Here is a 17,030-nt window from a genome sequence, read left to right on the forward strand (position 1 = left end):
CTTTGTGAATAAGTATGTTTCCGTCCAGCTCCACAAGGAATACTTCGGCAGCATATGCATCGCACGAGTATAAGTGATCTTCTTATAGGAGGAGCGCCTATCGCCTATCAAACTTCAGTACTGCTCCGCAACGATTGCGTCAACATCGGTTCGCTCACTCTCACCGTGTTTCCTTTATCGAAAGAACCAGTCCTTCCAGTTTGTACGGCGAGACCTTAGGCGCTTCCGCTTTTGTTCTTCTATTTCAGTCTTTTTAATTGCTCTGTTAACTTTAAAAAGCTATTTCTGTCTTGATTGTCTAATGCTTCGTCGATTTTTTTCAATAAATAATTTCGTTGAAATTTCTCCAAGCTATTACTGAGGAATCTTTCTGCAATCATTCGATCCTTTTCAGTAATTTGCAGCTTTTTTGGCATAAATGGATTTTCTTCTAGGACAGCTGCAAATTGATGAGCCTTGTTTGATGCATGAAAATTTAATTGAATATAAATTTCCTCTTCCCGATTTAGTCTAATATCATGAAATGATTTTTCCGCATCCGTTGTCATCACGTTCTCCTTATAAAAACGGAAGGGCACTTCTTCCACACAATGTGTAGACATAACTAAACCTTTTGGACAATATTGCGCCTGTTCAACAAAATGCACTTTTGCCATTAATTGATCATGGCTCATTAAATAATTTAAAATCCACACACATTCTCGTCTTTTTAATTGATAATGATTTAAAAACCAGCGAATAAAATCTTTTTTCTCGTTGACAGATACAGGGGCTGACATAATTGGATTCCCTCCTCTGCAAAAATGAAATGCGGAAGCGGCTCGCCCACCCCCGACAAGCACAAGACGAGCCTCTCGGAAAGGTGTTCTTTACCTTTCTGGGAGGATTGGCTTGTGACCTCGAGGGGGTAGCCGCTGGAGCTAGACAGTTATCTATTTTGATAACCTCTAACTTTCCTGTAAGACACATAATTGATTATTCCGAGAGTCTTTGAACTATATCTTGATACTCTGGGTTGTTAGGTTCTAATTTGATTAGTATATTAAAAATTTCGGCAGCCTCTTCCCTTTTTCCTTCTTCGATTAAAAAATAACCATAATCTGAAAGAAAATCTGGCTGTTCTTTAAAATAAGTATATGCGTCATTGTATTTGTTTAATGCCTGTGAAAATTCTTCAAGTTCTTGATAGGCAATTGCTGCATCCCATAGCAGTCTCGGTTCTTCTTCTTCAAAGTCATTCATCATTTCAGTAATTTCCAAAACATCATCATATTTTTCCTGTTTCAGAAAAAGCTTCGTTAACATGACAGCTGCTTCAGTAAATTCAGGGTCCAAAGCCAATGATTCTCTAAATAATTGCTCTGCTTCTTCTTCTTTGCCAATCTTTAATGCAAGTTTTCCTCCATAGATATAAAGGTCTTTATTGTATTCATCTTGCATAATACCCAATTTTATCGCTTGAAATCCATTTTCTAGCTCTTCTTCACGCTCATATGCCTTTGCAAGATGTAAATATAATGAATGGAACTCTGGATCCAGCTCCTTTAACTCATTAAATTTCTCGATCGCTGTCCGATTGTATCCAGCTTGCAATGCTGTAAAGGCAAAACTAAATAAAGTATTAATTTCTACTTTCTCATCCATTGCTTTTTCGTAATAGGGCAGTGCTTCTTCAAATGCTCCGCCAACACTAAGGACTTCTGCCATTCGTTGATTTACATTCACACCAGCAATTAAATCTTCATTTTGCAAAACCTTTTCATAGGCCTTTGTAGCCTCCAAGAATTTACCTTGCTCAGCATAAAGCTCTCCAAGTGCAAAATCAATAATCACTTCATCTGGTAAAATTACTTTAGCCCTCAAAAGCTTTTGTTCACTCACCTCATAAAGACCTTCCATTTGATATAAATCAGCTAGTAATAAAAGTGATTGCGGAAAACTTGGGTCATCCTCCTGCAATCGTTCTAAAACAAGAACGGCTTCATCCTCTTGTCCAAGATCAATATGGCATTCTGCTAAAAGGACAAGTAGCTCCCCTTCTTCAGGATAGGATTCAAGTAGTCTTTCAAATAATTGTTTAGCTTCTTCAATAAAACCATATTGAAATAGCTCTTCTCCAAGAACAAATCTTTCCTCATGTGATCCATTTAATAATATTTCTTTTTGTATTTTCATTGCTTCTTCATGCTGTGCGTTTTCTAGCAATGTAATCATTTTATTCACTTTATCCATAATTATTTCCTTTCAGCATTAGACAGAATTTTTCATACATCTATGGCATTTTTTCAGTTATTTTAAGTTGAGAAAAAGGAAGGAGTAGAAATTGGAATATGCTCCCCAAACCCTGGACGAAATTCTATTTGATTTTGTGCACGAATCACATTCCCTTTATGAATCGTTGTAACGAGCATATGTCTATGATAATGAAAGAGTTCAACTTCTTCAATCTTTCTGATTTCCCTGCTTTTTAAATAAAGATTATAGGATAATTCACAGCCTTGATGAATGTTTGATACTTTTGGGTAAATGCCTATTTTTGTTAGAGCTGAATACGAAATTGGTTCTTGTTCTACTATTTCCTGCTCGATAAAAGGCATCTTCTCTTCCTGCATTTTTCTTTTCCATTGTACTTCAGCATGCTTCCTCTCTCGTTCATTCTGATTGATAAAAATGGGAATGAGTGGGCTGTTATACGGAAAAATCGCTTCACGCAGCCACCCCCATGGCAAATGGTCAAGCTCGTCCACTCCAGAAACTTCAACGAATATAGCTGGTATCCTCTCCCGCTTACATGTTCTTAAAAATGCAGGAGTTAATCGTTTAATTGCAACTCTTACACCAATTATAAAATCAATCGGACTGTTTAACAGCCTTGTCTTAAGCTGTTTCACTTCTTTTAATAAGTTGTTCTCTTGTTTAACCGTTGCTAATGTAAGAAAAGTTGTACAGCCTTTAAGGATAAATTCATCAATGAAAAACTTTTTCTGTTCCTGGAAAGACATATTAAATGGAAACTCATTAAATAACAGAGTCGACGTGGGGGCCATAATATACGGAGCTGCATTCATTCGAATATAACGATATCGTTTATAAGCTGGCTTTATTGATAGAATCCTTCCATTTTCAATTAGAAGTGAATTTTTCGTAATTCTCTGGTCCTTTAAAATCGTTGCGTTTTCAATAATATATGTCATAAAACCCCCCTTTTCAAATGGTCTTATGACAAGCTATGTATAATTTTTTTTAAATATGACAATTTATTATTAAGCAAAAGGTGACTTCCACTACAGGTTGCTTACCGAACCCGCTGGGTAGCCTACTTGAGCATACCGGATCAAACGCTCCTGCATAAGTCCTAGCTGTCCTAAAACATCTAAGTAGACATTGAATATGCTTGTTAGGATTCACACCGCACAAAGGAGACGCGACAGTATTTTCGAGGATCTCGCACCTTCCTCCAATAAACCAACCTAGTTGGTAAACTATTCATTCGAACAGTTGATTTAATAACAACAATCTTTTTAGAAAAGGGCGATTATTAAAGAACAAAGCAATAAGAGCTGCCAGGGCAGCCCTTTATTAAATGAGTGATTGCAGATGGTCAAAGAAAGTAGGATAGGATACATCAATGGCTTCTTTCTTTTCAAGAGTCACATTCCTTGTACAAAGCATTGCAGCAATCGCAAGCATCATCCCAATTCGATGATCACCATGGCTCGAAACGTCGCCGCCAGTTAGCTTCGTATTTCCTTGAATAATCATCCCATCAGCGGTCGCTTCAATTACAGCGCCAAGCTTTGTTAACTCTTTGACTACCGTATCAATCCGGTTTGTTTCCTTCACTTTTAGTTCTTCTGCATCCTTAATAATCGTCACACCATCTGCTTGGGTTGCTAATAGAGCGATAATAGGAATCTCATCTATCAGTCTTGGGATGATATCTCCGGCGATTGTTACGCCCTTCAATGTCGATGTTTTTATCAAAAGATCTCCACGAGGTTCACTCGCATCCTTCTCTTCATTCATGATCGTTAAATTAGCACCCATCGCCTTCATTACTTCAATAATACCCGTTCGTGTTGGATTTAAGCCCACATTCGTTAATTTAATTTCACTATTTGGCATTATGGCTCCAGCAACTAAAAAGAAGGCTGCAGAAGAAATATCACCAGGCACTTGAACAGTTGTTCCTGTCAATGCTTGCCCGCCATTTAATCGAACAGTTTGGTCATTAATTTCAATATCCCCGCCGAATTGCTTGATCATTCGCTCTGTATGATCTCTTGTTTTTACTGGCTCAATAATAGCTGTCGTTCCATTCGCCTGTAAGCCTGCAAATAGCAGGGAGGATTTCACTTGGGCACTCGCAACCTGAAGCGTATATTCAATGCCTGACAAGTTTCCACCCTTAATTGATAATGGGGTATACTCGCCATTTTGACGCCCCTGAATAGCAGCTCCGAATGTACGCAATGGTTTCGTTACTCTTGTCATTGGTCTTTTCCCGATCGATTGATCCCCTATTAGAATGGAATGAAATGGAAGTCCTGATAATATTCCAATTAATAATCGGATCGTCGTTCCAGAATTCCCAACATCCAATACTTCGGCAGGCTCTTTTAAGCCTGAGAATCCCTTGCCAGCAATAATCACTTTCTCATCCTGCTGTTTAATATGTACTCCTAATTTTCTAAAGCACTGAATTGTACTTAAGCAATCGTCTCCAAGTAAAAAATTGGTGACAATTGTTTCCCCATTTGCGATTGCACCGAACATAATTGCGCGATGTGAGATCGATTTATCCCCTGGAATAGCTATTTCACCATTTAATCCTTTTATATTTGTAAGTAATTCCATACTCTCATACTCCTCCCCTCTAGAGATACACTTGCACGTTCAATTTAAATAGATGTTTCATAGCTAGTATTCAAATGAATACATGTATTTGCACGTTCACGATCCTCATCAGTTTGAAAGCTAATGACTAAAACACCGTAGATTTCCTCGCGTGTTTCAAGTATTCGTATATTTGTAATGCTTATCTCCTCGTGAGCAAGAATCCCCGATATTTCGGAAATCACACCTGGATAATCCGGCACATCAACAAATAAATCGTAGAAAGCCGGAATTGCTCCTCTTTGCTTTTTTGGCAACTCATCTCTAAACTGCTTTGCCTGTGCAAAATAAGCAAGAATCTCTTCTCCATTTTCTGATTGTAACATATTTTCGATTCGTTTCATTTCATGTTGCCAGTCAGTGAATAAATGTAATAGAACCGCTTTATTATGGAGCAAAATATCTCTCCACATCTCAGGGCTGCTAGAAGCGATCCTTGTGACATCTCTAAAGCCGCCAGCTGCTAACCTTGGGACAAGCTTTTGTGTTTCACTCTTTCTTTCAGCTTGGTGTACAAGCGATGCGGCGACAATATGCGGAAAATGACTGATAACCCCTGTTAAGTAATCATGCTCCTCAGGTGTCATGATTAAAAATTTCGCCTTCGTTCCAGCTAACCAATCTTGCAATTGCAAAAGCTGCTGCTCATGAATATGCTCTTCGGGAGTAAGTATGTAAAAGGCATTCTCGAATAAAATCGATTTTGCAGCAGTGACCCCACTTTTATGAGAGCCAGCCATTGGATGACCGCCAATAAATGCGATCCCTCTTTCTTTGAGCAGGTTTGATTGATTAACAATTTGCTCCTTTGTGCTGCCTGCATCCGAAATTATTACATGCGGTTGTAGCTTGGTCTTAGCTAATAACTGCAATATCCGTTCGGTCTCTTTAACAGGTGTGGCAATTAATACGAGGTCAGCATGTTCCGCTCCACTTTCAATCGTTTCAGCGATATCATCAATTATTGTTAACATTTTGGCAAGCCGCGCTTGTTCTCTATTTACATCAAAGCCAATGATCACCGCATCTTTATGCTGATTCTTTACACATAGTGCAAGAGAGCCTCCAATTAATCCTAACCCAATGATAAAAACACGGCCTTTCATCTGCCTCTCCCCTCCCTTTTAAAGAAATTCAGAGGCTAAATAGCCTCTGAATTTCTCATCCTTCTTTTATTGTTTAACTCCTTCTGAAACTTTCCTAATGGATGTTATATATTCACCCATTTCTTTTATTACCCCTTCATTTTGTGCTTGTGATCCAACTGTTACACGTACGGAAGTAGGGAATCCAAGGGCTCTCCCTGAACGAACAATATACCCTCTTTCAAGCAGGTATTGAAATACCTCATTTCCATCTGTTCTAAAGTTGATCAAAATAAAATTCGCTTGTGACGGATAGTAGTCTAAACGATTTTCATTACAAAATCGATAAAATTGATCAAGCCCATTTCTATTTTTCTCCCTACACTCCGATATAAAGGACTGATCACTTAATGCAGCTATGCCAACAGATTGGGCAATAAGATTGACGTTAAAAGGAGCTCTGACTGGCTCCAACGTACGGATTATTTCTGCACTGCTAATTCCATAACCAAGTCTTAAGCTTGCTAAGCCATAGATTTTAGAAAATGTACGAAGAATAATAATATTAGAAAATGTACTTAATAAATGAGTAGACTTACTATAATCGTCAGCCACTACATATTCATAATACGCCTCGTCAAGAACAACAAGTGTATCCGTTGGGACCCTTTCCAAAAATGACCTTAACTCGTTTTCAGCAATATAATGGCCTGTCGGGTTATTCGGATTACATATCCAAACAATTGAAGTATTGTGATCAATGGCTTCTAGCATCCGATCCAGGTCATGCTCGCCATTTCGCAAAGGAATCTCTCTTATTTCTGCATCTTCGATCACTGCATTATGTCGATATTGAGGAAAAGTTGATTCAGCCATTACCGTATTTCGCCCAGAAGATAATAATGCTCTTGAGATCATTTGGATCAATTCATCTGACCCATTTCCAAATACAAGCTGTTCTTCAGTTACGGCTAAGTGTTTGGCTAAAGCTGTACGTATGTCTGTTGCATACCCATCAGGATATAACGGAAATTCAGAATTTGATAGACTCATTGCTTGTCGTGCATTTTTCGAACAGCCAAATGGATTTTCATTGGAAGCAAGCTTAACGACCGAGTCAAGACCATAAAGGCTTTTCACTTCATCGATGGATTTCCCTGGCTGATAAGAATTTAAATGAAGCAGCTGCTCTTTCCATTTCATGATAATTCACCTATCTTAGTCAATTTATTGGGTGCTGTCCCCAGCCTGAAGATCTGGGCGTAAACGAATTGCTTCTTCTAAATAAATATGTGTTATCTCATGCTGAGCAATGGCTGTATTCACATGCATCATGACCCGTATGCATTTATCTAATGAGGATTTTACAGGTATTTCTCTCATGCACATAACAGGAACAAACGTCCAGCCAGAAATTAATCTCATTGCTTTTGCTGGAAAAGCAGCTGTAATGTCTTCCGTTACAGAAATAAAAACAGAAGCAACCATATCTGCTTCAATTTTATTTTCTTTTATCATTTTTCGAAGTAAACTTTCTGTCGCTTCAATAATTTCTTTTTCTTCATCCTTTTGAACAGTGGTCGCTCCTCTCACCCCTCGTATCATACAATCTCCCCTTTTTAAAATATTGATAGCTCCTTTAATAACTCCTCATCCGTCATTTCATATAACACAGGCTGCCCTATTTCTTTTAATAAAACAAAATTCACCATTTGCCCTACCGATTTCTTATCTTGCTTCATTCGTTCAACTAGTTTCCTTTTATCCAATTCTGCTGGCAAGTTCGTTTCATAACCAATTTGAACTAGCCATTCTTTTAATTGTTCACTATTAAAAGACAAACCAGCCTTTTTTCGACTTAGCGACAGTGCAAAGAGCATCCCTATTACAATTGCTTCTCCGTGAGTCCATTTTCCGTAACCCATCTCAGCTTCTATCGCATGGCCAAGTGTGTGTCCAAAATTGAGAAAGGCACGAATACTTGTTTCTTTTTCATCCTTAGAAACAAATTCCCCTTTTATTTCAATCCCTCTCGTTAGCATGTAGCTTAGTTCATCTTCTGTTAATTGTTCTAATGAAGAAATATGCGCCAGTAACCAGGAATAAAAGGAAGGATCTTTAATAAGTCCATGCTTAATTACTTCAGCAAAACCTGATCTTCTCTCATGGGATGGCAGGGTATGAAGAAAGGATAAATCATAAAAAACAGCTTCTGGCTGATTAAAAACACCGACCATATTTTTCCCTAGCGGATGATTTATCGCTACCTTTCCACCGACAGCACTATCATGGGCGAGAATGGTTGTCGGCACTTGAATGAATGGGATGCCCCTCATAAAAGTAGCTGCAACAAATCCACCAAGATCTCCAACCGCACCTCCCCCAAATGAAAGTACTAATGATTTACGATCAAGCTTGTTTTCAAGAGCAAATGTGATACATTCCTGATACACTTCAAATGTTTTGGCTTTTTCACCACTAGGAACAATACATGATTTTTGATTAAATGGGGTTAAAACCCTTTGAAGAGCAGGAAGATATAAATTGGCAACAGTCTCATCTGTGATGATCATTATATTTGTTAAATTAGGAAAAGCCCTATAAATAAATGCGGGCAAATGCTCGATGATTCCACTTCCAATGTGGACAGGATACACTTTAGAAGGAGTCTCAATCATCATCGGCTTCATATTAAAACTCCCTTGCAAATGTACGCTGTTGCTCGACTAGTTCCTTTAATGTCTCAAATCGATCGGAATAAAATTGCTCCACAATTGCAGATGCCAATTCCCAAGCAACGACATTCTCGGCAACAACAGCAGCAGCCGGTACGGCACAGCTATCAGAACGTTCTATACTAGCTGTAAACGGCTCTTTCGTTTCAATATCAACACTTTGCAATGGCTTATAAAGTGTTGGAATTGGTTTCATAACCCCTCTTACTATAATTGGCATCCCTGTCGTCATGCCGCCTTCTAGACCACCTAAACGGTTGGTTCTTCGATAATAGCCTCTTTCTTCGGTCCACAGGATTTCATCATGAACCTCACTGCCCGGCTTACTTGCCGCTTCAAAGCCAATACCTATTTCTACACCTTTAAAGGCATTAATACTCATGATCGCACTAGCCAACTTTGCATCCAGCTTTCGATCATAATGAACATAGCTTCCTACACCAGAAGGCATTCCTTCAGCTATGACCTCAACAACGCCTCCAATGGAATCACCTTGTTGCTTTGCTTCATCAATTGCATTCATCATCTTCTTTTCAGCTTCTGGATCCAGGCATCTAACTGGTGAGTTTTCTGTTATTTCTTTTAAGTTTTCAAGAGAATCATAAGCTTTTACAGACGAAGCTACACCACCAATTTCTGTCACATGGGAGGCAATATTAATGCCAAGCTCCTTTAACAGCTTTTTGGCAACAGCACCTGCTGCGACCCTTACAGTCGTTTCTCTTGCAGATGATCGTTCAAGAACATTGCGCATATCTCGATGGCCATATTTTATAGCGCCATTTAAGTCTGCATGTCCTGGACGTGGACGCGTCACTTTTCTTTTTACTTCATCCTCTTCATTTGGAGCAAGCGGTTCCTGCCCCATAATCTTCGTCCAATGCTTCCAATCATTGTTTTCTACAACTAATCCGACTGGCGAACCAAGTGTATATCCATGTCGAATGCCACCGACAATCTCTACTGTATCTTTCTCAATTTGCATTCTTCTGCCTCTGCCATATCCTTTTTGGCGTCTGGCTAGTTCATTATTAATGTCCGTATCGTGCAAAGGCATTCCAGCTGGAAGCCCTTCAATGATCGTAGTCAATTGCGGACCATGGGATTCACCCGAAGTTAAGTATCTCAAAACTCTTTCCCCCTTCAACTCATTAAAGGATTATGTATCAATATAACATATGATAAATAATAAAAATAGTAAAAAATAGAATATTTCTATATTTAATGCATTTTAACATGAAATGCATTCTTACTCAAAAGAACAAATGCACAAGCGCCTTGATCAGCTTCAGGCATAGAACAAGAAGAGCCTCACTAAAAAGGTGTCCTTTACCGATCTTTAGAGGATTGGCTTGTGATCTCGAGGTCGACAAAACGCGACGTCCTGTACGTCGGGGATAGGCGCTCCTCCTATAAGAAAAAAACACTTATACTCGTGCGATGCTTATGCTGCTGAAGTATTCCTTGTGGAGCTAGACGCAGAACTTGTCGCAAAGTTAACCACAACATTCTATTATAATTTCCGAAACAAAGAAAAAAGCCCAGATTTCTCTAGACTTGATTTCAAAGCTTTCTATAAAAAAAGGTATCTTCTGTTTCAAAATTATATTTGCCTGGATTAAAGATTTGCTCAGTGCTTCCAACAAAAAAGATTCCATCTTGATTTAAAGCTCCGCTAAATTTTAAGTACAGCTCATCCTTCGCTTCTTCTGTAAAATAAATAAGTACATTGCGGCAAACAATTAAATCGAATGGTCCACCAAATGGATCAGCTAATAAATTTTGTTTACGAAAAGTTACTGTTTTTTTAATTTCATCGGCTACTTTATAGAAGCTGCCTTCTTTCTTAAAATACTTTCGTTTCATTTCTTCTGGCACTTCATTCAATGATCTTTCTGGATAGACACCGATCTTCGCTCTAGCAATGACATTCTCGTCTAGGTCGGTAGCAAGAACTTGTACTTGGGAGAGCGGCAGGAATTTTGACATAATCATCGCAAGTGTATATGGTTCCTCTCCCGTCGAACAGGCGGCACTCCAAATTTTTATCCGTTTATTTTTGGCAAGTAAATTTGGCAGGATCTTTTTCTCTAGTACTTCCCATCTTTTGGCATTACGGTAAAACTCCGAAACATTAATCGTCATACGATCAAGAAATTCATTTAACAAATGTTGATCTTTGCTAATTGCAGAAAAATATTCATTAAAGGATGAAAATCCCTTCTTTTCACAAAGCGATAAGAGCCTTCTTTTCATTTGTGCTTCTTTATACAAGGAGAGGTCAATCCCTGTTTTCTTTTTTATACTGACGATAAAGCTTTGATAATCATGCGCCATTCTTTCTTCTCCTCTATACTAGTGCTAAATTGAATATGTATGATTTAAGTATAGCTGAAAAGTGAAAGAATAAGGCATATATAATTGAAATTTTTTTTACTTATTTTTACTAATTATCCTAGCTGATTCCGCCCCATGAGAAAAGCACTCGCAAAATGCAAGTGCTTTTCTCATTTATAAAAACCATTAAATATTCAGCTTTTAGTTAATCCACTCGTTGATTAACTTTGAATATTCAACTAGTTCTTCTTCTTTGAAGAATAGGCCAATTTCACGCTCTGCGCTTGTTGGTGAATCAGATCCGTGAATCACGTTTTTTCCTACTGTTATTCCGAAATCTCCGCGAATTGTTCCAGGTGCAGCATCCTTAGGATTTGTTGAACCCATCATTTGACGTGCTGTAGCAATTACATTTTCGCCTTCCCAAACCATTGCGAAAACTGGACCTGAAGTAATAAAATCAACTAATTCTCCGAAAAACGGGCGCTCTTTATGCTCACCATAATGCTCTTCTGCAAGCGCTTGCGAAATACTCATAAGTTTTCCACCTACTAGTTGGAAACCTTTCTTTTCGAAACGAGAAACTATTTCACCAATTAAGTTGCGTTGAACACCGTCTGGCTTTACCATTAAAAATGTTTTTTCCATGATCTCCACTCCTAAAGCTTATGTATAGTGAATTACCTATGATGACAATTCATACAAATATTATCATTTTTTTGATAATTTAGCAATATGAGTAGGATTTAGAATTTTCTTTTTCCGATAATCTTTGCGATGTCACTTAATGTTTTCTTTGCTCGATTCTGTGGCAACTCATTTAGAATCTTTAGTGCTTTATGCAAATACTGATCACTTATTCGTAAGGATTGTTCAATCGCACCTGATTGTTTAATTAGGACAATAATTTTTTCAATTTCTTCCCGATTTGTTGTCTCTTGGACTTGTGTGATCTTTTCTCGAATCTTATTATCCTTCATAGCCAAAAGGACAGGGAGGGTAATATTGCCCTGGTGGAGATCATCTCCTGCTGGCTTTCCAAGTTGCTTTTCCGTACTAGTAAAGTCAAGAACATCATCAATTATTTGATAAGACATCCCTACATAATACCCGAAACGATAAAGCTTTTTATGTATTTCCTCTTCTACATCTGCTGCTATCGCACCAAGCTGACAACTAACTGCAATCAATATAGCCGTTTTCCGTTTGATTCTCCGTAAATAAGTACGAATATTTTGCTCATAATTATATTTATCCTTGATTTGTTCAATTTCGCCGATACACAGTTCCACTAATGTATTAGCTAAAATTTGATGGGCAAACGGTTTTTCAACTTTTGTCATTAATTCAAGAGCACGTGCAAAAATATAATCACCCGTGTACATGGCAATACGATTATCCCATTTCGCCTTAATGGTCCGTTTGCCTCGACGCAATTCTGCATCGTCCACCACATCATCATGAACAAGTGAAGCCATATGTATTAGTTCAAGAGAAACAGCCACATTCTTTATTCGATCAATGTCGTAATCTCCAAATTTTCCAGCAAGCAAAACAAAAACGGGGCGGATTCGTTTCCCCCCGGCTTTTAATAAGTGCAGGGATGCTTGATTCAATAGGGGAGACTCCGCTTGAACTGTTTCCTCAAGTGATTCTTCTATAATCGTTAAATCTGAATTCAAAAATGAATACATCATTTTTAATTTCATATCTTTACTCACCCAGCTTATCGATCCTGTCTGCTGATTCCATATATGAGCGTTCAATTAGACAAACTATCCTATGAAAAAGCATTCAGAAAAAAAATTATTTTTCTTTTTTACCAATATGAACCGCAGCTACTCCCCCGGTATATGCTTTATAGCTAACTTCATCAAACCCAGCATTTTCAAACATATTAGCAAGCTCCTTCATTCCTGGAAAATCACGAGCAGACTCTTGCAGCCATGAGTATTCCTTATAGCTCTTTGCAAATAGTTTACCGAAAAATGGCATAATGAATCGGAAGTAAAAATAATACGCTTGTTTAAAGCCAATCATCGTAGGTTGAGATGTCTCAAGACAAACAGCTAAACCACCAGGCTTGACTACTCGATGCATTTCTTTAAGAACTTGCATATAGTCAGGTACATTTCGTAACCCAAAGCCGATCGTCACATAATCAAAGGTATTATCAGGAAATGGCAGCTCCATTGCGTTTCCATGGACTAATTGAACTTGCTTTAAGTTTTGATCTTTTACTTTTTGTTCACCAATTTTCAGCATGTTTCTACTGAAATCAAGACCAATAACTTCTCCTTTTTCACCAACAGCCTCTGCTAAAGCAATCGTCCAGTCCGCGGTTCCGCAGCAAACGTCCAATGCTTTTTCCCCTTTTTGTACATCCATTTTTTTCATCGTATCCTTACGCCATCTTAAATGCTGTTGAAAACTAATAACGGAGTTCATTTTATCATAGTTGCCATATATCTTTTCGAATACATGATGGACGCGTTCTTCTTTTGATTGCTGCATACTTCTTACCCTTCTTCCACAAATGTATTTGCTAAGGATTGACTGTCATTAAGGATTGATTGGATTCTTTTATCCACTAGTTCATCTACTTGGGGAATGTTTAACAGATTTTCCTGAATCAGCTTTCTTGAACCATTCAAATATTCATCACAAATGGCGAGCAAGTCCTTCTCATCGTTTGATAACGTTACTTTTTTTAATGCATCAAAAACGACTGATTCCCTTCCATTTAAAAACAAGTCCCTTTCTGCTTTTAACCGTTTGATGAATAAAAGGTTGGATGCAAATTCACTCCAATATGTGTCATCCAAATAAGAAGTGATTTTAACAAATAAAGAAGACTCGATCATTTTCACATCATTCATAAGCGCATCCACATGATCCATATCCTTTTGATAGAGGGAGATCTTGTGTTCATTAATATCTTTAATTCCCTCAGCTAATAGCCGAATCATTCCAATTTCATCAATTTCAGAAAGGATCTTATAATATAAACCACTGTAGTACACACCAGCTAATACAGTTAATTGTCTAGGCTTAAGATTTTCAGCATCTAATTTCTGATTGGATACGGTCTCATGGGTATCAAGGGCAATTTGAATGAGCATAATCGTTATACAGTATTGCTGCAATTTATCGTCAGGCAACCGCTCCTTGCTAAGATAAGCAATGAGAAGCAATAACATGTCTTCATCTATTATTGGCGTCTCAATATGCTTAAATAAGTAAGGGTGCTTAATCTTATTCTCGATTTGCTCTTTCACATCTGCTAATAGTATCATCATGTTTCGCATGCAATCACCCTTGTTTCCCCTGTGTTTTCTTCGTTTCTCTGCAAAATTTATATACAATAAAGGAAATTAATCCCTCTAAATTCCTATCTCTAAATATACATAAGGCAGAAATCATTATATCATAAATTATTATGCATTGTTAGAAGAATTTCGATGATTTGTGAACACATACACATTTTTCTATGCTGTTTATTTTTTCGGTTCGCTTTCAACTTCACCATGTTTTGTTAATACGGTTGCATTTCCTCTTATTTTTATCGCAGAGGTATGCTCAGTAAATTGTGCAATCAATAATTCCCCAGAATCAAGCTTTTCAGAATGATGAAATTTCGTGTCTGATCCTCTTGTCAGTCCGATTACATGAACACCATCTTCTTTTGCTTTTATCACAATATATTCATTTCCTAATTGAACACGATTCTCCATGGTAACACCCTTTTACTCATAGTCTAAATTGTTCCTAGAATTTGATTAATGAAAGCACTTCTGCTCTTGCCTTATCATCCTCAGCAAAGATTCCTCTTACAGCAGTTGTGATTGTTTGTGATCCGGGCTTCTTCACACCACGCATAGTCATGCACATATGTTCCGCTTCAACGACGACCATTGCTCCGTGGGGATCTAACGTTTCTATTATGGAATCTGCAACAGTTGATGTAATTCGTTCTTGAAGTTGGGGTCTTTTTGCAACTGCTTCAACAGCTCTAGCAAGTTTGCTTAGGCCTGTAACCTTTCCATTTCGTGGAATATAGGCAACATGTGCCTTACCGAAAAATGGGACTAGATGATGTTCACACATTGAATAAAAAGGAATATCCTTCACTAAAACTACTTCCTCATGATCCTCGCCAAAAACGGTTTCAAAGTATTCCTTTGGATCTTGATTCAAGCCTTGGAAAACTTCCTCATACATTTTTGCAACCCTTTTCGGGGTGTCGAGTAAACCTTCACGATTTGGATCTTCCCCAATTGCTTCTAATATCAAACGTACCGCTTCTTCAATCTGCGGACGATTTACTTCTGCCATCGTACTTCCTCCTCAAATTACAATGTAATCTATTATAATATGTCCATATTAGCATATTCATTTCCCATGAACAAATACAGAAAAGCGCCTTACTCATCGCTGTACAAACTACAAAAGATTGCCCCTTTCGATATACGAAACACGTGTGAGCATAAGCCATACCGTGCTTGACGAAATCGTTGTGGAGCAATACTGAAATTTGATAGCGCTCACTTATATGAAAATTACTTATACTTGTGTGATGCATATCCTGTCAAAGTGTTCCTTGTGAATTGGACGAAAGAACAAGCCATTCACATTTTATCCAAAGCAACATGCGATTGTATATTTTTCCACCTTTCAAGCAAAAAAACCGCGAGTAACTCGCGGTTTTTAACTGAAAGAAAAGCCTTTAGCACTTTATGTACTTATTTAACTGCATCTTTCAATGCTTTACCTGGTTTAAAAGCAGGTACTTTACTAGCAGCGATTTCAATTTCCTCGCCTGTTTGTGGGTTGCGTCCTTTACGTGCTGCACGTTCACGAACCTCAAAGTTACCGAAACCAATTAGTTGAACTTTATCACCATTTTTTAAAGCATCTAAGATTGCATCAAATACAGCGTCAACTGCTTTAGTAGCGTCCTTCTTAGAAAGCTCGCTGCTTTCAGCAACTGCATTAATTAGTTCTGTCTTATTCATGCCTTTCACCTCCTCCCAAAAAATAATCGAAAAACGTCTATACACTAGAAGCTAAGAAAGAATATAAACAGAAGAAAGCTACATCCTGCTAGCTCATAATGGTAATCTTACTTACATTTGTAATCAAAATTACTGATTTCTAAACGTTTTCATGAAATTTTGTTTAACCATGCACAATAATAAATCATAAACGGAGAAATTTCAATCCATTTAATTTAAAAAGTCCTTTAATAATAAGGGTTTGAACACTTTTTGAGTTAATTCAGTTAAAAGATTATCACAATCATTTAAGGTTATCAAGAATATTTCACGTATTAATGGGAAAGTTTTCTTATTTTTGCTCATATGTAGGTTTACACTGTAGTTAAGGGGGAATAAATTCTGTAGAATAGTCTCCACTAATAGCAAGTCAATTTATACGGATTTTCAATCAATAAACCTAAAAAAGAAGGCTGTATTCAAAAACTAAGTAGGTCAGTAGTGAAGTAGAAAAGACCCATTCAACAAGTCAATTTCATGCAAAATCACATACATTTAGACCAACATAGAGGCATTGCATCCTCTGCATTTTTTATCATCAAATGACCCATTCCTCAACTACCACTTCATTCGTTGGCGAGGTATTTGAATTTGCTAAAGAACGTCCTTGCATAAAAGCTCACTTACTTGTGACATGGGTAACCTTTATACAGCAAAATGAGGAGGCTTGTCCGTGATCGAACAAGTAAAATAAGCGGAATAATTCCGGTTAAATCCAGAATGAATCATATTTTTGGGGAAATAAGCGGAGATTTTCCGGTTACTCAAAGAAAAATCCCCCATTTTTGATTTTTTCGAGAAAACAGGCGGAAATTTTCCGCTTATTAACACTAGTCTTGCAAAAGACTTACAAAAAAATGGGGATTAATAGTATGTATTATTTTACAGGCATAAAAAAATCTCCTATTGTATTAATATAGACG

17 protein-coding genes are annotated in these 17,030 nt (G+C 37.6%); all 17 read right to left on the bottom strand.

Annotated elements, in window-relative coordinates:
* Positions 1-239: 239 nt before the first annotated feature.
* Positions 240-779, bottom strand: coding sequence for a ReoY family proteolytic degradation factor (locus J2Z40_RS09475; RefSeq protein ID WP_066395447.1), 540 nt, complete (start codon positions 777-779; stop codon positions 240-242).
* A gap of 196 nt (positions 780-975) precedes the next feature.
* Positions 976-2,232, bottom strand: coding sequence for a tetratricopeptide repeat protein (locus tag J2Z40_RS09480; protein ID WP_066395453.1), 1,257 nt, complete (start codon positions 2,230-2,232; stop codon positions 976-978).
* Positions 2,233-2,294: 62 nt separating this feature from the next.
* Positions 2,295-3,194, bottom strand: a complete 900-nt coding sequence (locus tag J2Z40_RS09485) for a hypothetical protein (RefSeq protein WP_066395455.1) — start codon at positions 3,192-3,194, stop codon at positions 2,295-2,297.
* Between the two features lie 385 nt (positions 3,195-3,579).
* Positions 3,580-4,857, bottom strand: coding sequence for a 3-phosphoshikimate 1-carboxyvinyltransferase (gene aroA / locus J2Z40_RS09490; protein WP_066395457.1), 1,278 nt, complete (start codon positions 4,855-4,857; stop codon positions 3,580-3,582).
* A gap of 44 nt (positions 4,858-4,901) precedes the next feature.
* On the bottom strand, positions 4,902-6,002 hold the full coding sequence (locus tag J2Z40_RS09495; protein ID WP_066395460.1) for a prephenate dehydrogenase: 1,101 nt from the start codon (positions 6,000-6,002) through the stop codon (positions 4,902-4,904).
* A gap of 66 nt (positions 6,003-6,068) precedes the next feature.
* Entirely contained in the window at positions 6,069-7,184 is a 1,116-nt protein-coding gene (hisC, locus tag J2Z40_RS09500) for a histidinol-phosphate transaminase (RefSeq protein ID WP_066395467.1), read from the bottom strand.
* Between the two features lie 24 nt (positions 7,185-7,208).
* Entirely contained in the window at positions 7,209-7,586 is a 378-nt protein-coding gene (gene aroH / locus J2Z40_RS09505; protein WP_066395470.1) for a chorismate mutase, read from the bottom strand.
* 14 nt (positions 7,587-7,600) lie between these two features.
* A complete protein-coding gene (gene aroB / locus J2Z40_RS09510) occupies positions 7,601-8,671 on the bottom strand; it encodes a 3-dehydroquinate synthase (protein WP_066395473.1) in 1,071 nt (356 codons plus the stop codon).
* Position 8,672: 1 nt separating this feature from the next.
* Positions 8,673-9,845 carry a chorismate synthase gene (gene aroC, locus J2Z40_RS09515; protein WP_066395476.1) on the bottom strand — a complete coding sequence of 391 codons (1,173 nt, stop codon included), beginning with the start codon at positions 9,843-9,845 and terminating at the stop codon, positions 8,673-8,675.
* Between the two features lie 434 nt (positions 9,846-10,279).
* The gene (locus tag J2Z40_RS09520; protein ID WP_066395478.1) at positions 10,280-11,053 is read right to left on the bottom strand and encodes a CheR family methyltransferase; all 774 of its coding nucleotides are present in this window, start codon (positions 11,051-11,053) and stop codon (positions 10,280-10,282) included.
* A 201-nt stretch (positions 11,054-11,254) separates the two neighbouring features.
* A complete protein-coding gene (gene ndk, locus J2Z40_RS09525; protein ID WP_066395480.1) occupies positions 11,255-11,701 on the bottom strand; it encodes a nucleoside-diphosphate kinase in 447 nt (148 codons plus the stop codon).
* A 98-nt stretch (positions 11,702-11,799) separates the two neighbouring features.
* Positions 11,800-12,762 carry a heptaprenyl diphosphate synthase component II gene (gene hepT, locus J2Z40_RS09530; RefSeq protein ID WP_066395483.1) on the bottom strand — a complete coding sequence of 321 codons (963 nt, stop codon included), beginning with the start codon at positions 12,760-12,762 and terminating at the stop codon, positions 11,800-11,802.
* Between the two features lie 97 nt (positions 12,763-12,859).
* Positions 12,860-13,567, bottom strand: a complete 708-nt coding sequence (locus J2Z40_RS09535; protein ID WP_066395485.1) for a demethylmenaquinone methyltransferase — start codon at positions 13,565-13,567, stop codon at positions 12,860-12,862.
* Positions 13,568-13,572: 5 nt separating this feature from the next.
* A complete protein-coding gene (locus tag J2Z40_RS09540) occupies positions 13,573-14,361 on the bottom strand; it encodes a heptaprenyl diphosphate synthase component 1 (RefSeq protein WP_066395488.1) in 789 nt (262 codons plus the stop codon).
* Between the two features lie 189 nt (positions 14,362-14,550).
* Positions 14,551-14,787 carry a trp RNA-binding attenuation protein MtrB gene (gene mtrB, locus J2Z40_RS09545; RefSeq protein ID WP_066395490.1) on the bottom strand — a complete coding sequence of 79 codons (237 nt, stop codon included), beginning with the start codon at positions 14,785-14,787 and terminating at the stop codon, positions 14,551-14,553.
* A 34-nt stretch (positions 14,788-14,821) separates the two neighbouring features.
* Positions 14,822-15,388 (bottom strand): GTP cyclohydrolase I FolE, encoded by a 567-nt coding sequence (folE, locus tag J2Z40_RS09550; protein WP_066395493.1) that lies wholly within the window; start codon positions 15,386-15,388, stop codon positions 14,822-14,824.
* Positions 15,389-15,795: 407 nt separating this feature from the next.
* Complete coding sequence (locus J2Z40_RS09555; RefSeq protein WP_053476815.1) at positions 15,796-16,068, bottom strand: HU family DNA-binding protein; 273 nt, start codon at positions 16,066-16,068, stop codon at positions 15,796-15,798.
* Positions 16,069-17,030: the final 962 nt, after the last annotated feature.

Origin of the sequence: Cytobacillus eiseniae (assembly GCF_017874625.1) — a bacterium.
In the GTDB taxonomy this organism is placed as follows: domain Bacteria; phylum Bacillota; class Bacilli; order Bacillales; family Cytobacillaceae; genus Cytobacillus; species Cytobacillus eiseniae.

Coding starts and splice junctions, on each gene's coding strand:
- J2Z40_RS09475 (WP_066395447.1), bottom strand. CDS start 779: ATGTCAGCCCCTGTATCTGTCAACGAGAAAAAAGATTTTATTCGCTGG.
- J2Z40_RS09480 (WP_066395453.1), bottom strand. CDS start 2,232: ATGGATAAAGTGAATAAAATGATTACATTGCTAGAAAACGCACAGCAT.
- J2Z40_RS09485 (WP_066395455.1), bottom strand. CDS start 3,194: ATGACATATATTATTGAAAACGCAACGATTTTAAAGGACCAGAGAATT.
- aroA (WP_066395457.1), bottom strand. CDS start 4,857: ATGGAATTACTTACAAATATAAAAGGATTAAATGGTGAAATAGCTATT.
- J2Z40_RS09495 (WP_066395460.1), bottom strand. CDS start 6,002: ATGAAAGGCCGTGTTTTTATCATTGGGTTAGGATTAATTGGAGGCTCT.
- hisC (WP_066395467.1), bottom strand. CDS start 7,184: ATGAAATGGAAAGAGCAGCTGCTTCATTTAAATTCTTATCAGCCAGGG.
- aroH (WP_066395470.1), bottom strand. CDS start 7,586: ATGATACGAGGGGTGAGAGGAGCGACCACTGTTCAAAAGGATGAAGAA.
- aroB (WP_066395473.1), bottom strand. CDS start 8,671: ATGAAGCCGATGATGATTGAGACTCCTTCTAAAGTGTATCCTGTCCAC.
- J2Z40_RS09520 (WP_066395478.1), bottom strand. CDS start 11,053: ATGGCGCATGATTATCAAAGCTTTATCGTCAGTATAAAAAAGAAAACA.
- ndk (WP_066395480.1), bottom strand. CDS start 11,701: ATGGAAAAAACATTTTTAATGGTAAAGCCAGACGGTGTTCAACGCAAC.
- hepT (WP_066395483.1), bottom strand. CDS start 12,762: ATGAAATTAAAAATGATGTATTCATTTTTGAATTCAGATTTAACGATT.
- J2Z40_RS09535 (WP_066395485.1), bottom strand. CDS start 13,567: ATGCAGCAATCAAAAGAAGAACGCGTCCATCATGTATTCGAAAAGATA.
- J2Z40_RS09540 (WP_066395488.1), bottom strand. CDS start 14,361: ATGCGAAACATGATGATACTATTAGCAGATGTGAAAGAGCAAATCGAG.
- mtrB (WP_066395490.1), bottom strand. CDS start 14,787: ATGGAGAATCGTGTTCAATTAGGAAATGAATATATTGTGATAAAAGCA.
- folE (WP_066395493.1), bottom strand. CDS start 15,388: ATGGCAGAAGTAAATCGTCCGCAGATTGAAGAAGCGGTACGTTTGATA.
- J2Z40_RS09555 (WP_053476815.1), bottom strand. CDS start 16,068: ATGAATAAGACAGAACTAATTAATGCAGTTGCTGAAAGCAGCGAGCTT.